This window comes from Alloalcanivorax sp. C16-1 (assembly GCF_046507805.1).
Lineage (GTDB): Bacteria > Pseudomonadota > Gammaproteobacteria > Pseudomonadales > Alcanivoracaceae > Alloalcanivorax.
The window spans coordinates 95,162-109,717 of record NZ_JBKFTK010000003.1 but is presented as its reverse complement, the minus strand read 5'-3'; the positions used below and the strand labels follow the sequence as shown (position 1 = coordinate 109,717).

12 protein-coding genes and 1 tRNA gene are annotated in these 14,556 nt (G+C 64.6%); 9 read left to right on the top strand and 4 right to left on the bottom strand.

Translation table 11 applies throughout. From position 1 onward, the window contains the following. Positions 1 to 176 precede the first annotated feature (176 nt). The 4 genes from ACLD0W_RS11220 to ACLD0W_RS11205 all read left to right on the top strand — a co-directional run bounded on the left by ACLD0W_RS11220 (position 177) and on the right by ACLD0W_RS11205 (position 4,864). Positions 177 to 1,919 (top strand): AMP-binding protein, encoded by a 1,743-nt coding sequence (locus ACLD0W_RS11220; protein WP_410307578.1) that lies wholly within the window; start codon positions 177 to 179, stop codon positions 1,917 to 1,919. Next, positions 1,916 to 2,962, top strand: a complete 1,047-nt coding sequence (gene dctP, locus ACLD0W_RS11215) for a TRAP transporter substrate-binding protein DctP (RefSeq protein WP_410307577.1) — start codon at positions 1,916 to 1,918, stop codon at positions 2,960 to 2,962. The genes ACLD0W_RS11220 and dctP overlap by 4 nt, the downstream gene beginning before the upstream one ends. Positions 2,963 to 3,030: 68 nt before the next feature. Continuing rightward, positions 3,031 to 3,564, top strand: coding sequence for a TRAP transporter small permease subunit (locus tag ACLD0W_RS11210; protein ID WP_410307576.1), 534 nt, complete (start codon positions 3,031 to 3,033; stop codon positions 3,562 to 3,564). Further along, complete coding sequence (locus ACLD0W_RS11205; RefSeq protein WP_410307575.1) at positions 3,554 to 4,864, top strand: TRAP transporter large permease subunit; 1,311 nt, start codon at positions 3,554 to 3,556, stop codon at positions 4,862 to 4,864. The genes ACLD0W_RS11210 and ACLD0W_RS11205 overlap by 11 nt, the downstream gene beginning before the upstream one ends. A gap of 6 nt (positions 4,865 to 4,870) precedes the next feature. Here ACLD0W_RS11205 and ACLD0W_RS11200 read toward each other — a convergent pair whose 3' ends face one another. Continuing rightward, positions 4,871 to 6,757: a helix-turn-helix domain-containing protein gene (locus tag ACLD0W_RS11200; protein ID WP_410307574.1), complete on the bottom strand. Its 1,887-nt coding sequence runs from the start codon at positions 6,755 to 6,757 to the stop codon at positions 4,871 to 4,873. 134 nt (positions 6,758 to 6,891) lie between these two features. Here ACLD0W_RS11200 and ACLD0W_RS11195 point away from each other — a divergent pair, with 134 nt between their 5' ends. Then, entirely contained in the window at positions 6,892 to 7,701 is an 810-nt protein-coding gene (locus ACLD0W_RS11195) for an enoyl-CoA hydratase/isomerase family protein (protein WP_410307573.1), read from the top strand. 151 nt (positions 7,702 to 7,852) lie between these two features. After that, positions 7,853 to 8,611, top strand: a complete 759-nt coding sequence (locus tag ACLD0W_RS11190; protein WP_410307572.1) for a hypothetical protein — start codon at positions 7,853 to 7,855, stop codon at positions 8,609 to 8,611. 179 nt (positions 8,612 to 8,790) lie between these two features. Here the strand turns inward: ACLD0W_RS11190 and ACLD0W_RS11185 are convergent. Both ACLD0W_RS11185 and ACLD0W_RS11180 read right to left on the bottom strand, forming a co-directional pair. Continuing rightward, positions 8,791 to 8,866 (bottom strand) — tRNA-Asn (locus ACLD0W_RS11185). A 67-nt stretch (positions 8,867 to 8,933) separates the two neighbouring features. Continuing rightward, complete coding sequence (locus ACLD0W_RS11180) at positions 8,934 to 10,124, bottom strand: pyridoxal phosphate-dependent aminotransferase (protein WP_410307571.1); 1,191 nt, start codon at positions 10,122 to 10,124, stop codon at positions 8,934 to 8,936. Between the two features lie 174 nt (positions 10,125 to 10,298). On the opposite strand from ACLD0W_RS11180, the gene uvrB reads away from it, so the two are divergent. Further along, positions 10,299 to 12,314 carry an excinuclease ABC subunit UvrB gene (gene uvrB, locus ACLD0W_RS11175; RefSeq protein WP_410307570.1) on the top strand — a complete coding sequence of 672 codons (2,016 nt, stop codon included), beginning with the start codon at positions 10,299 to 10,301 and terminating at the stop codon, positions 12,312 to 12,314. A gap of 94 nt (positions 12,315 to 12,408) precedes the next feature. Here uvrB and ACLD0W_RS11170 read toward each other — a convergent pair whose 3' ends face one another. Further along, the gene (locus ACLD0W_RS11170) at positions 12,409 to 12,735 is read right to left on the bottom strand and encodes a four-helix bundle copper-binding protein (RefSeq protein WP_410307569.1); all 327 of its coding nucleotides are present in this window, start codon (positions 12,733 to 12,735) and stop codon (positions 12,409 to 12,411) included. A gap of 250 nt (positions 12,736 to 12,985) precedes the next feature. Here ACLD0W_RS11170 and ACLD0W_RS11165 point away from each other — a divergent pair, with 250 nt between their 5' ends. Together ACLD0W_RS11165 and ACLD0W_RS11160 are read left to right on the top strand one after the other, a co-directional pair. Continuing rightward, positions 12,986 to 13,963 carry a quinone oxidoreductase family protein gene (locus tag ACLD0W_RS11165; protein WP_410307568.1) on the top strand — a complete coding sequence of 326 codons (978 nt, stop codon included), beginning with the start codon at positions 12,986 to 12,988 and terminating at the stop codon, positions 13,961 to 13,963. Continuing rightward, complete coding sequence (locus ACLD0W_RS11160) at positions 13,960 to 14,547, top strand: YigZ family protein (protein ID WP_410307567.1); 588 nt, start codon at positions 13,960 to 13,962, stop codon at positions 14,545 to 14,547. Before ACLD0W_RS11165 ends, ACLD0W_RS11160 begins: the two co-directional genes overlap by 4 nt. The last annotated feature ends 9 nt before the right edge of the window (positions 14,548 to 14,556 follow it).

The window sequence follows — 14,556 nt, the reverse complement described above, 5'->3', positions numbered from 1 at the left end:
GGGGCGTCGAAACGTCGCACGCGCTCACTCAATGTCGTGCGGAGGCCAAACAGAAGTCGGGGATAGAATAAAGAAACACTGTTTTCTGAATTTGTTGTGTGATTGTCATATAGCAATGGGGCGTGCCGGATTCCACACTGATCCCGGCTCGCTCAACGGATAAAGACGACAACATCATGACAACCTATAAAACCACCGCCTCCCTGGGGCCGGTGCGGACCGTGGACGATATTCGGGCACTGGAACAGGCCGCCTACCAGGACAGAGTGCCTTCCCGGAGCCTGTATGAGGTCCTGAGCGCCAATGCCGCCCTGCACGGCGGCCGGCCCGCGCTTACCGTGTTGGAATCGGCGGCGCCCGACGCCCACTTCGTGACCCGCACCCACGCGCAACTGCTCCGCGATGTAACCCGGATGGCCAATCTGTTCACGCGTCTCGGGGCCCGCCGCGATAGCGTTATCTCGATCCTGGGTCGTACCCATCCGGAGTTGCCCACGGTGATCTGGGGGGCCGAGGTGGCGGGTGTCGCCAACACCGTCAACTACCTGCTGAGTGCCGAGGTGATTGCCGCTCTGCTTAACGCGGAGCAAGCCGAGATTCTGGTCTGCCCGGGGCCCGGGCGGGACGCGGAGATCTGGGACAAAGTGGAGCGCGTGGTGGCCGCCACGCCTTCCCTGCGGCTGGTGCTGGTAATGGGCGAGGTACCGGAATGGCTGGACCCTTTGCGTTATCTGTCACTGCACGACCAGCTCTCAGGGATCGCCGATAGCGACCTGAAAGCCACGCCCCCCGGCCCTGAAGACCGGGCGGCCCTGTTCCATACCGGCGGCACCACCGGTGTGCCAAAGCTGGTCCCGCAAACCCACCGTAACCAGATCCACGCCGCCTGGTGTCTGAGCCAGCTCTTCGATCTGTCGGAGCGCGACGTGGCGCTGAACGGCTTCCCGCTGTTTCATGTGGGCGGCACGTCCACGGTGGGCCTGAGCGTGCTGGCGGCGGCGGGGCACCTGGTGATGCTGACCGCCGATGGCTTCCGCAATCCGGCGGTGGTCAACAATATCTGGGCGCTGGTGGAACGCCACCAGGCCACGGTGCTGGGAGGCGTGCCCACCACCATCGGCGCCATCGCCGAGGTACCCGTGGGCGGGCACGATGTGTCCACCCTGCGTTTCGTGCTCACCGGTGGTGCTTCCCTGACCCGCGCCGCCGCCGACCGCTTCGAAACACGCACCGGGGTGCCTTTGCTGGAGCAATACGGGATGACCGAGACGGTCGCCGCCATCGCCGCCACCCCATTGCATGGCCGCCATGTGCGCGGCAGCGTCGGCTTACGCGGTCCATTCAGCGACATCCGGATACGTCCCCTGGGACGTGAGCGGGAGCCGGTGGAGTGTGCGCCCGGTGAAGCAGGGGCGGTGCTGGTGCGCGGCGAACAGGTGGTCGCCGGCTATCTGGACCCCGCTCAGACCCGCGCCGCCTTTACCGACGATGGCTTCCTGATTACCGGCGATGTCGGCTACCTGGATGAGCACCAGTATCTGCACCTGACCGGCCGCGAGAAAGACCTGATTATCCGCAGCGGCCACAATATCGACCCGCTCTCCATTGAGGAGGTGGCGAACGCGCACCCCCAGGTCCGCCTGAGCGCGGCGGTGGCCATGCCGGATCGTTACGCCGGCGAATTGCCGGTGTTGTTCGTCGCCCCCCAGGAGCCCGCCCGCTTTGATCTGCCCGCTTTCCAGCGCTACATGCAGGATCATGTTCACGAGCCGCCGGCCCGGCCAAAGCATATCTTTCTGATCGACGAGATTCCGGTCACCGGTGTCGGCAAGATTTTCAAGCCGCGCCTGCGCGCGCTGGCGGCGGAGTACCAGGCCAATCATTCATTCGATAACAACGAACGGGAGAAAAAATCATGACTCTGAAACGCACCTTTTCCGGCATGGCGTGTTCAACGCTGGCCGCCCTTTGCCTGGCGGGCCCCGCCACGGTGTTCGCCGAGGACGCCGATAAAGAAGTGATTCATTGGACGCTGCAGGCGCATCTGCCGCCGGGCAGCGGCTCCTGGCAGGACAGTGTGGTGGCGGTCAAGGAACGGCTCTACGAACGCACCGACGGTCGGCTCGATATCAAATTGCACTCCGCTGGTTCCCTGTTCGATGCCAAGGAAATCTTCCCGGCGGTGAAGCGCGGGGTGATCGAGATCGGCTATACCTCGCCGGCTTACCTGATGAGCTATATCCCCACCGCGGGCCTGGCGTTTTCCGTTCCCGGGGCGTTCCAGAACGTTTGGGAGGCGGAATATTTCTGGACCCACCTGGGTTTTGAATCGCTGATCCGTGAAGAAGCTCGGGAGCAGGGCGTTCACTACTTTACCGACAAGCTCTATCCCACCGAAATGGTATTGAAGAAGCCGGTGGAATCGCTCGAGGACTTCAGCGCCTTGAAAATCCGCTCCGCCGGGTTGATGCAAAGCTTCGTGTCCGAAGTCGGCGCCGCCGCCACCTATGTGCCGGGGCCGGAAATCTATCAGGCACTGTCCACCGGCGTGGTCGACGGGGCGCACTGGGGCGCGGCCCAGGAGGCCAACGCGCTGAGCCTCTACGAGGTCGCCAAATACCACGTGCGTCCGGCGCTTGGCATTGGTGGCGTTGAAGCCTTCATCATCAACGACAAGGCACTGGCGGCATTGCCGGAAGACATTCGCGAAATCGTGGTGGAGACCCTCGATGAGCACTTCTGGGAACGCACCAATGAGTACCTTTATCAGGAAACCCTGATGCTCAAGCAGCTGGCGGACACCCAGAACGTGAAAGTCATTGAGCTGCCCGATGATGTCCAGCAACGCATGTGGAAGGTGGGCGCCGAGTTACGCGCCGAGGAAGCGAAAAAGAGTGACCGCGCCGCCGAGGCGGTGGAACGGTTGAACGGTTTCCTGCGCTCTCTCGGTCGTATTGACTGACCACCGCGCAGTGAAGCACCGGGCCGGCGCCTCGTCGGCCCTCTCTTTTCCCGTGCTCTGGAGGCGATGTGTCCCGACTCGCTCAACTGGCCCCCCTGATCAGCGCGCTGAATCATCGTCTGGGGGCCTTTTTTATCAGCTATCTCGCGTTGCTGATGGCGTTTATCCTTTTGTATGAAATCATCGCGCGTTATTTGTTCTCCGCGCCCACCATCTGGGCGCCGGAACTGGCGCAGCTGTTGTTCGGCGCCTATGTCATGCTGTCCGGCGGCTACCTGCTGGCGCACAAGGGCCATGTTAATGTGGACCTGATCTACAACCGGTTCAGCCCGCGTGGCCGGGCGGCGGTAAACCTGCTCACTTCCTTCCTGTTCTTCGCCTTCCTCAGCGTACTGTTGCTGGAGGGCTGGACCATGGCCCGGGAATCCGTGGCCATGCTGGAGACCTCGAGCTCCGCGTGGAACCCGCCGATCTGGCCTCTGAAGCTGACCATTCCGCTGGGCGCCACCCTGATTCTGTTGCAGGGGCTGGCGGATACGCTGGTCGACCTGGATGTGTTGTTCAACGGCCCGGCCATCGAGGAGCACGGCAATGACGCCTGAGTTGCTCACGCTTCTGTTTTTCGGGGCCTTGCTGGTGTTCGTCTTTCTCGGTGTGCCGCTGGCGTTCGTGCTGGGCGGGGTATCGGCGATCTTCCTGTATTTCACCTGGGGCATGGACGGCTTCTACATGGTATCCAGCCGGGTCTGGAGCACCATGAACAGCTTTACCCTGATTTCGGTGCCGCTGTTCGTGCTGATGGCGCTGATCCTTGAGCGCACCGGCCTGGCCCGGTCCCTGTACCGCATGATGCATCTCTGGATGGGCGGGTTGCGGGGCGGCCTGGCGATCGGCACCGTGGTGATCTGTACCGTGTTCGCGGCCATGGTGGGCATCAGTGGCGCCGCCGTGGTGGCGATGGCGACGGTGGCGCTGCCGGCCATGCTCGAACGCGGCTACGACCGCCGCATGGCGCTGGGTTGCATCAACGCAGGCGGTGGCCTCGGTATTCTGATTCCACCCAGCGTGGTGATGATCATCTACTCCATGAATACCGGTGTGTCGGTGGGCGACCTGTTCGCCGCGGGCATTTTACCCGGTGTGCTGCTGGCGACGCTGGTGGGGCTGTATATTGCCGTACGCTGCTTTCTGCAGCCTGGCCTGGGGCCGGCGCTGCCGCCCGAGGAACGCGCCGGCTGGCCGGAGAAAATTCAGTCGGTGAAAGCGGTGATTTTGCCGGTGCTGATCGTTCTCATGGTGCTGGGCTCGATCCTCGGCGGTATCGCCACGCCCACCGAAGCGGCGGCCATCGGCGTGCTCGGCGCGCTGCTTTCCGCCGTCCTGCACGGCACTTTCCGCCTCGCCATGCTCCATGAGGCTCTGGTCAAAACCCTGGGCATCAGTGCCATGATCATGTGGATCTTTATTGGCGCCCATGTGTTCTCCACCGCCTACAGCGCCATGGGCGCCCAGGCTCTTATCGAGGGGCTGGTGATGCATCTGCCGGGGGGAGCGATCGGCGCCTTGCTGGTGATGCTGGGGATCGTGTTTCTGATGGGCATGTTTCTCGATCCCATCGGTATCATGCTGATCACTCTGCCGGTGTTCATGCCGATCGTGAACCACTTCGGCTTCGACCCGGTCTGGTTCGGCATTCTCTTCATCATCATGATGGAGGTCGGTTACATGACGCCGCCGTTTGGCTTCAATCTGTTCTATCTCAAAGGCGCGGCCCCGGACCACATCACCATGGCTGACATCTACCAATCGGTGTTGCCTTATGTACTGGTGATTCTGGTCGGATTGACGATCATCGGGCTGGTGCCGTCGCTGGCCCTGTGGCTGCCCGGCGTACTGCGCTGACGCGCCTCACCGGTCGCCCGATCGCAACGCCTGCAGACGCAATGCCAGGTGCACCTCCAGGGAGCGGCGCTCGCCCTGCCAGTCACCGATACGCTCGGTGATGGCTTCCAGGCGGTTGTGGACCGTGTTGACATGCACACCCAGGGTGCGCGCGGTGGCGCGCGCATTCTGCTGCAGGTCGAGGAACAGGCACAGTGTCTCGCACAGGCCGCCGTCGCGCTCCTGATCGTGTTTGATCAGCGGGCCGATGGTGGCGCTTAGAAACTGATCGATGTCGGCGGCGTCGCGATGCGCGAACACGGCGTCATACAGATAGTAGGCCGACTCCCGAATGCGGCCGCTGTCGCGACCGAGTTTGCGGGCCACGCGCAGGGCCTGACGCGACTGTCGATGGTGGGCGGGTAGCGCTGCCGGGTCCGTGATCACCGGGGAAACACAAATCAGCGCGGGCAGACCGGATTGGTCGAGCACCAGGTTTTCCACCGCCTGGCCGGCCGCTTCCGCGTCGTCGCTTTCCATCAGCAGCACCAGAGCGGCGTCCAGGTGCGCGCTCAGTTTTCGGAAGGGCCGCAGCCCGGATTGCAACCGTCGCAGCAGGTAATGGCGCTTCGAGGGCGCCGCTTCGATGACCACGCAGAGCAACGGTCGGGACACGTCCAGCCCCAGCTTGGCGGCGCGGGCCCGCGCCGGTGGGCCGGCCTGTTCCAGCAAATCCTTCACCGTCTCTTCCATGGCCTGCAGACTGGAGGCCGCTTTCTTTTCTTCCAGTAAAGCGAGCACGGCGCTGGCCGCGGCGCAATGTTCAAGGATGCGAATGCGGTCGTCACTCAATGGTGTGGTGGCACGCACCCACAGCGCCCCGAGGTGGTCGTCGCCGCTGGAGACCGCCATCACCCGAGCCCCGGTAGCGGCCACGGACCGCCCCCGATATCGACTGTTCTCCACCGCCGCCAGCAACGCCGGTGTGGCGGGTTCGATGGCATTGCTCTCCGGCGCCACGTACAGCACCTGGCCGGCGGGATCCAGGAACGCCGCGGGGCCGTGCAGCAGGTGGCTCACCAGCGTCACCAGATCCTGCTGGCTGCCGCCGCGGGCGAGCAGGGCGGTCAGCCGTTCATGGGCATCGGCGGCGAACTCCAGCACTTCGACTTTATCTTCGAGTGCCCGGTTGGCGCCCTCGGTATCCTGGATCGCCTGCTGCTTTTGCTGTAGGAAACGGGCATTGCCGATGGCCACGGAGGCATGGGCGGACAGTGCCATCAACGTGGCCACCTCCCAGGGCTGGTGAGTGCGCCGGTAACGGTCGGCCACGATCAGAATGCCGATGACCCGTTCATCGGCGAGCAACGGTGCCGCCACCACCGACATCAGCCCTTCCGCATCAATGGCTTTATCCACCGACGGGTCGTGAGTGAATCGGGTGTCCGCCAGATAATCCTGGGTGACAAAGGCGGAGCGGGACCGGCCCACGTAACCGGCAATGCCCGAGTGACCCCGCGCCACCATGTGTTTGATCTGTTCGGTATGGCCGCCGTCCACCGCCACCAGCCGCGATTCGCCGTCCTGCTGCATGGCCAACCAGGCGATGTCGCTGCCCACCAGCTCCCGCCCGCGCATGACGATGCCCTTGAGCACCGCGTCCAGGCCCTTGAGCTCGGTGAGGGAGCGGGCACTGTCCGACACCGCCCGCAGCGCCCGCTCGTTGAGCTGGTACTGTTCGATGCGGCGGGCCAGATCAATACTCTGATTCAGGGTGGTCAACAGCCTCTGTTTATCGTCCGGTGACGCCGGCAGTGACTCCACCTCGGCCAGCAGCCCGGACATGCCGGCCACGCTGCCGTCCTGGTCCAGCTCGGAGACGATGCGGCGGTAAAACGCGATCAGACGATCCATCAGTGCCCCTCAATGCATTAAGCTTGTGACTTTATCATAATAGATGGGCCTTTTTGGGGCATTTAAATCTATTGTGCGTCCTCTCCAGCGCGCCTCTAATGGCCGGTTTAAGAATCGGAACGACGGAGGCCATCATGAGCGACCCGCTGGTACGGGTAGACGAACAATCGGGCATTGCCAGGGTCGTGCTGAACAGCCCGGCCACCCTGAACGCGCTCTCCATTCCCTTGCTCAAGGCCCTGGACGAGGCCGTGGACCAGCTGGTCGACACGGACAGGCTGCGCTGCCTGATCCTCACCGGCGAAGGCCGTGCGTTCTGCGCCGGCGGCGACCTGGCGGCGTTCAAAAGCGACATCGACGCCGGCCAGTACCACCGCTTTCTGGCGCGGCTTGAGTGCGCCCAGCGCGTGTTCAACCGCATCGAGCGCTTACCCGTACCGGTGATCGGGGCGGTGAACGGCGTGGCCGTGGCCGGTGGCCTGGAGTTGCTGCTCTGTTGCGACATTCTCTATGCCGCCCGCTCCGCGCGCATCGGTGACGGCCATGCCCGCTATGGCGTCATCCCCGCCGGCGGCGCCTCGGTGCGCCTGCCGGCCCGCATCGCCGACGGCCCGGCCAGGGAGATGCTCCTCACCGGCGAGCTTTACCAGGCGGATCAACTGGCGCGCTGGGGCCTGGTCAACCGGGTGGTACCGGACTCGGAACTGGAGGACGCCGTGCTGGCCCTGGCGCGCACCCTGTGCCGGAACAGTCCCGCCGGACTGGCCCACATCAAAACGCTGGCGCGGGAGAACCTTCAGCGCTCCCCCGAGCAGGGGCTGCGCGCCGAAATCGACACCTTTACCCGCTATGCGCGGCACCCCGACTTCCGGGAAGGGCTCGCCGCCTTTGCCGAAAAGCGGGCGCCGGTGTTCGAAGGAACGGGAGGAAAAGGGCAGGGATAACAAAGGCACTGACGGACGCATGAACTGGTAGGACAAGCGGCGAATTCCTTTCTGTTAAACTTGGCGCCCCGATGGCACCAGACCGATTCGCCGGAACAGCGTGGCCGCCGGGAACGCGGAAAAAAATCGACACAATCAAAAAGGGAAAACGATGAAAACGATTCATGCACTTTGGGGTGTGCCTCTGGTGGGGATGCTGGCGGCCTGTGGCGGCGGTAGCGACAGCTCCGGCGGCTCTGAGCCTCGTGATCCCGCCCCCGAGGGGTTCTACGAAGGCACCAGCGATGTGGGGACCGAACTGTTCGGGGTGGTACTGGATAACGGCGACTACTACATCCTCTACGGAGAGGAAAACGGCGCCATGTACGAACTTCAGGGTGTGGTTCAGGGCACCGGCGTGACGCGCGGCGACCGCTTCACCTCCTCCAACGCCAGGGACTTCAGTTTCGTGGCCGAGGATGTGTTCCAGGGCAGCCTGGACGCCACCTTTACGCGCAAGCAGAACCTGACCGGCACGGTCCAGGAAGACGGTAGCAGCGAACAAGTGGGTTTCAGCCTGGCCTACGACGACAGCTACGAACACACCCCCGACCTGGCCGAGGATGCCGGCCTTTATTACGGCATCGCGTTGATCCCGCAAGGCGGCCAAATCGAGGTCGAGGTGGACATCGACGAGCAGGGCAACTTCCAGGGCGAGGACGAATCCGGCTGCCAGTTCAACGGCACCATCGCGCCCCGGGAAAGCGGCGACGTCTACAATCTGAGCGCGACCTTTGAAGGCAGCACTTGTACCTATGAGGGCGAGACCCTGCAAGGGATCGTGGTGGTGCAGGACCGTGAGATCATTGCCGTGGCCCCCAACGCCGACCGCACGGGGGGTGTTTTCCTGATCGGTCAGGAAGCACTCTGAGAGCTGCCCCCAAAGGGGGCGTTTGGCTCCCCCGGCCCCGTCGCCTGCCGGCGACGGGGCGTTCGCGGGGTGAAAGCGGTGCTTTCACAATTCCCCGCTCACCCTGCTGGGCTCCGCCAGGTAAACATTCAGAGCCAAATAAAAAACCCCGCCATCTTTCGATGCCGGGGTTCTTTATTTGGCTCCGCCTGCTGGGCTCGAACCAGCGACCCGCTGATTAACAGTCAGCTGCTCTACCAACTGAGCTAAGGCGGAATAACTTGAGGCGCGTATAGTAGTGGCGGCCCCCGGGGGCGTCAACACCCGGGGGACCGTTTGCTGCTTATTTAGACAGCGCCTGCTCGATGCGACGGATCGCCTCTTTCAGGGTGTCCATGCCGGTGGCGAAGGACAGGCGCAGGCAGCCGGGGGCGCCGAAGGCGGAACCGGGTACCAGAGCCACTTCCGCGGTCTCCAGCAGTTTGGCGGCCAGGTCGGTGCAGCTTTCCACCCCGTCCATGGCGGCGATGGCGCCGGAGAAGTCCGGGAAGGCGTAGAAGGTGCCGTCGCCGGCGGCGCAGGTCACGCCCGGCAGCTTGTTGAGGGCATCCACCACATAGTCGTGACGTTCCTTGAACGCCTTGACCATGTCCTTCACGCACTGCTGGTCGCCGGACAGGGCGGCCTCGGCGGCGGCCTGGCTGATGGAGGCCGGGTTGGAGGTGCTCTGGCTCTGCACCTTCTTCATGGCCGCGATCAGCTTCTGGGGGCCGCCGGCGTAGCCGATCCGCCAGCCGGTCATGGAATAGGCCTTGGAGACCCCGTTCATCACCACGGTGCGGTCATACAGCTCCGGGCAGGCGTTGACGATGTTCACGAACGGCTTGCCGGTCCACAGGATGTGCTCGTACATGTCGTCGGTGGCGACCACGATGTCCGGGTGCTTCTTGAGCACCTCGCCCAGGGCGGCCAGTTCCTCTTCGGAGTAGGCCATGCCGGACGGGTTGGACGGGCTGTTGATCACGAACAGGCGGGTCTTCGGCGTGATCGCCTTCTCCAGCTGTTCCGGGGTGATCTTGAAGCGGCTGTCCACGTCGGTTTCCAGGATCACGGGCACGCCGCCGGCCACTTTCACCATGTCCGGGTAGCTCACCCAGTAGGGCGCCGGGATGATCGCCTCGTCGCCGTCGTTGAACAGCGCCAGGGCCATGTTGAAGAAGCTCTGCTTGCCGCCGCTGGACACCAGGATCTGGTTGGCCTCGTAGTCCAGGCCGTTCTCGTTCTTGAATTTGGCGATGATGGCCTTCTTCAGGCCGGGAGTGCCGTCCACCGGGGTATACTTGGTTTTACCGGCGTTGATCGCCTCGATGGCGGCCTGTTTGATATGATCCGGGGTATCGAAATCCGGCTCGCCCGCGCCCAGGCCGATGATGTCCTTGCCCTCGGCACGCAGTTCAGCGGCTTTGGAAGTAATCGCCAGCGTCGGGGAAGGCTTGATGCGTTGTACGCGGTCGGAAAGGTTGATATCGGACATGCACTCCTCATCTCTCTAATGAGTTGACGCCCCGGGCGCCATGCCGGGGGCACCCTGGACGGCGCGCCGTGGCGCGGTTCAGGGCCAGTAATGTTACCGCATTCGGGGAGCACCTCCCAGCCTGAGCCCCGCCGGGCCCATGGATTTTTCCCTTTATTACCGCACCGAGGACACATGGCAGACACCGCCTTCAAGCTGCATTCGGAGTACCAGCCCGCCGGCGACCAGCCCACCGCCATCGCCAGTCTGGTGGAGGGCATTCACGATGGACTGGGCCACCAGACCCTGCTCGGCGTGACCGGCTCCGGCAAGACCTTCACCATGGCCAACGTGATCCAACAGGTCCAGCGGCCCACCATTATCCTGGCGCCCAACAAGACCCTGGCCGCCCAGCTCTACGGCGAGTTCAAGGCGTTCTTCCCGGAGAACGCGGTGGAGTACTTCGTCTCCTATTACGACTACTACCAGCCGGAAGCCTACGTCCCCAGCTCGGACACCTTCATCGAGAAGGACGCCTCGGTGAACGAGCACATCGAGCAGATGCGCCTGTCCGCCACCAAGGCGATCCTGGAGCGCCGCGACACCATCATCGTCGCCACCGTGTCCGCCATCTACGGCCTGGGCGACCCGGCCAGCTACCACGCCATGGTGTTGCACCTGGTGCGCGGCGACCGCATCGACCAGCGCGACCTGCTGCGCCGGCTCGCCGAGCTGCAGTACACCCGCAACGAGATGGACTTCCGCCGTGCCACCTACCGGGTGCGCGGCGACGTCATCGACATCTTCCCGGCGGAGGAAGAGAAAGAGGCGGTGCGCATCGAGCTGTTCGACGACGAAGTCGAGGACATCAGCATCTTCGACCCGCTCACCGGCGAGGTGATCAAGCGGGTGGGGCGCATCACCATCTACCCGAAGAGCCACTACGTGACCCCCAGGGAGACGGTGCTCAAGGCCATCGACCAGATCAAGGTCGAGCTGGACGACCGGCTCAAGACGCTCAAGGACAACAACAAGCTGGTGGAAGCCCAGCGCCTGGAGCAGCGCACCCGCTTCGACATCGAGATGCTGCAGGAGCTGGGCTACTGCAACGGCGTGGAAAACTACTCGCGGCTGTTTTCCGGCCGCCAGCCCGGCGAGGCGCCGCCCACCCTGTTCGACTACCTGCCCGAGGACGCCATGCTGATCGTGGACGAATCCCACGTCACCATCCCCCAGCTGGGCGGCATGTACAAAGGCGACCGCTCGCGCAAGGAAACCCTGGTGGAGTTCGGCTTCCGGCTGCCCTCGGCCCTGGACAACCGACCGCTCAAGTTCGAGGAATGGGAACGGCTGGCGCCGCAGATGGTGTTCGTCTCCGCCACCCCGGGCCCCTACGAACAGAAATTCGCCGGCCAGGTGGTGGAGCAGGTGGTGCGGCCCACCGGCCTGGTGGACCCGGCCATCGAGGTGCGCCCGGCGGGCAGCCAGGTGGACGACCTGCTCGGCGAGGTGCGCGAGTCGGTGCAGAAGGGCGAGCGGGTGCTGGTCACCACGCTCACCAAGCGCATGGCCGAGGACCTTACCGAGTACCTCAACGAGCACGGCGTCAAGGTGCGCTACCTGCACTCCGACATCGACACCGTGGAGCGGGTGGAGATCATCCGCGACCTGCGCCTGGGCAAGTTCGACGTGCTGGTGGGCATCAACCTGCTGCGCGAGGGCCTGGACATGCCGGAGGTGGCCCTGGTGGCGATCCTCGACGCCGACAAGGAAGGCTTCCTGCGCGCCGAGCGCTCGCTGATCCAGACCATCGGCAGGGCGGCGCGGAACCTCAACGGCCGCGCCATCCTTTATGCCGACGAGATCACCGGCTCCATGCGCCGCGCCATGGACGAAACCGAGCGCCGCCGGAACAAGCAGATCGCCCACAACAAGGAACAGGGCATCACCCCCCAGGGGCTCAAGAAAATGGTCCGCGACATCATGGACGACGCCTACACCACCGGCGCCGGTCAGCCGGACCGCAAGCGCAACCGCAAGGTGGCCGAGGACAAGGGCAAGTACGTGGCCCGCTCACCGGCGGAGGTGGCCAAGGACATCGAGAAGCTGGAAGCGGAAATGATGGAGCACGCCAAGAACCTGGAATTCGAACAGGCCGCCGCCGTGCGCGACCAAATCCACAAGCTCCGCGAAGAAGGCTTCATGCGCTAATTTGGCTACAAGCTACAAGCTACAAGCTACAAGCTACAAGCCTGCTGCCGGCGCGGCCTGCTTGAAGCTTGAGGCTTGAGGCTTGTGGCTGCCTTCACGCCGCCAGGCCGCTGCACTCCCGCACGCACGCCATGCAGGCATCGGCGCAATCGCGGCAATGGTCGTGGTCGTGCTTGCCGCACTCCTCGCCGCAGGCCTTGCACACCTCCGCGCACAGCGTGCACAGCTCGTTGGCGAAGCGACTGTCCTGGGCCAGATACTGCGCCGCCAAACGGCAGATCGCCGCGCACTGCAGATCCAGGCGGATGCACTCCGCCATCGCTTCCCGGTTGCCTTCCTCCAGGCAGCTCACCGCGCACTGATCGCAGTACGCCGCGCAACGGTTGCAGGCCTCGATACAGCTACTGTGATTGATCGCCATGACATCCTCCTTGACAGGGATCGTGGTTCACCCCCTCACGCTAACAACCACCCCCGCCCACCACCATCGACCACCCCGCATTCTCGACTTACCGGGGTCTGACCCCGGTAAGGGGTTGTTTTTATTGGGGTTGGGGTGGGTTTTTGGGGGTGTTTGGGGGCTTAGAGGGCGGTTTTGGGGTGGAAAAAACGGCGATAAGGTGAAGGGGGCTGTATCCTGTGTGCCCTCATTCCGGAAGTAAGGAGTTCCCATGCCCATCGCCATGGTGATGCACGAAGCCGGCGGCCCCGAGGTTCTGAACGCCGAGCCCATCGAGATCGGCGCCCCCGGGCCCGGCGAGCTGCATCTCAAGCAAACCGCCGTGGGGGTCAATTTCCACGACATCTACGTGCGCTCGGGGCTCTACCAGACCCTGCCGCTGCCCGGCGTGCCCGGCCTGGAAGGGGCCGGCGAGGTGCTGGCGGTGGGCGAGGGCGTGGAGCGCTTCCAGGTCGGTGACCGGGTCGCCTACATCGCCCACGGCTACGGCGCCTACGCCGAAGAGCGGTTGATCAAGGCGGACAACGCGGTGCCCCTGCCGGACGGCCTGGACGATACCCTGGTGGCCGGCATGATGGTGCGCGGCCTCACCGCCCGGGTGCTGATGACCGACGTGTTCGCCCTCAAGCCGTCGCACACCCTGCTGGTGCAGGCCGCCGCCGGCGGCGTCGGGCAGCTGCTTTGCCAGTGGGCCCACCACCTGGGCGCCACCGTGATCGGCACCGTGGGCAGCGAGGCCAAGGCCGAGCAGGCCCGCGCCGGCGGCTGCGACCACGTGATCCTTTACCGCGACCAGGACGTCACCGCCACCGTCAAGGAGATCACCGGCGGCAAGGGCGTGGACGTGGCCTACGATTCGGTGGGCAAGGACACCTTCTACGGCTCCCTGGCCTGCCTGGCGCCGCGCGGCCATCTGGTCAACTTCGGCCAGTCCTCCGGCCCGGTGGAGCCGCTGGCCATGCCACGCCTGGCGGCCGCCTCGCTGAGCGTGACCCGGCCCATGCTCGGCCATTACATCGGCGATCTGGCACGCCGCGATCAGGTGGCCGGGGAGTTCTTCGCCGCCCTCCAGGACGGCACCCTGACCCCCGCCGCGCCGGCGATCTACGATCTCAAGGACGTGGGCCGCGCCCATCAGGACATGGAGGCCCGCAAAACCCACGGCGCCGTGGTGCTGCGGGTGCGATGACCTACCCCGTCCCCGGCGGCCCGGTGGACCGCGAGCTGGAGATCAATAAAAGCCGCTTTATCGCCTGGCTGCGCCCGGTGCGCAGCCGGGCGGAAGGGCAGGCGGTGCTCGACCAGGCCCGCGCCCGCTACCCGGACGCCACCCACCACTGCCACGCCTGGCTGATCGGCGCGCCGAATTCCGGCCAGGGCGCCATGAACGACGACGGCGAACCCTCCGGCACCGCCGGCAAGCCGATCTTCAATGTGATCCAGCACAAGGGCGTGGGCGATGTGATGGTGGTGGTGATCCGCTATTTCGGCGGCGTGAAGCTCGGCGCCGGCGGCCTGGTGCGCGCCTACGCCGGCGCCGCCGAGGCGGTGCTCTCCGCCATGGAAGTGATCGAGCAGGTGCCGGAGCGCACCGTCACCCTGCTGCTGGATTTCGCCCACGAGCAACCCCTGCGGCATTGGTGCGACCAGCACGACGGCCAGCTCGATGAGATCGACTATGGCGAGCGGGTGCGCGTGCGCCTGACCCTGCCGGAAGCGCGGCTGCCGGAGTTGGACGCCTTCTGCGCGGCCCAGGGTATCGATCGCGACTGAAGTCCGGAA

Bases quoted from the DNA above. Each gene is read 5' to 3' on its own strand.
- ACLD0W_RS11220 (WP_410307578.1), top strand. From the start codon at position 177: ATGACAACCTATAAAACCACCGCCTCCCTGGGGCCGGTGCGGACCGTG.
- dctP (WP_410307577.1), top strand. From the start codon at position 1,916: ATGACTCTGAAACGCACCTTTTCCGGCATGGCGTGTTCAACGCTGGCC.
- ACLD0W_RS11205 (WP_410307575.1), top strand. From the start codon at position 3,554: ATGACGCCTGAGTTGCTCACGCTTCTGTTTTTCGGGGCCTTGCTGGTG.
- ACLD0W_RS11200 (WP_410307574.1), bottom strand. From the start codon at position 6,757: ATGGATCGTCTGATCGCGTTTTACCGCCGCATCGTCTCCGAGCTGGAC.
- ACLD0W_RS11195 (WP_410307573.1), top strand. From the start codon at position 6,892: ATGAGCGACCCGCTGGTACGGGTAGACGAACAATCGGGCATTGCCAGG.
- ACLD0W_RS11190 (WP_410307572.1), top strand. From the start codon at position 7,853: ATGAAAACGATTCATGCACTTTGGGGTGTGCCTCTGGTGGGGATGCTG.
- ACLD0W_RS11180 (WP_410307571.1), bottom strand. From the start codon at position 10,124: ATGTCCGATATCAACCTTTCCGACCGCGTACAACGCATCAAGCCTTCC.
- uvrB (WP_410307570.1), top strand. From the start codon at position 10,299: ATGGCAGACACCGCCTTCAAGCTGCATTCGGAGTACCAGCCCGCCGGC.
- ACLD0W_RS11170 (WP_410307569.1), bottom strand. From the start codon at position 12,735: ATGGCGATCAATCACAGTAGCTGTATCGAGGCCTGCAACCGTTGCGCG.
- ACLD0W_RS11165 (WP_410307568.1), top strand. From the start codon at position 12,986: ATGCCCATCGCCATGGTGATGCACGAAGCCGGCGGCCCCGAGGTTCTG.
- ACLD0W_RS11160 (WP_410307567.1), top strand. From the start codon at position 13,960: ATGACCTACCCCGTCCCCGGCGGCCCGGTGGACCGCGAGCTGGAGATC.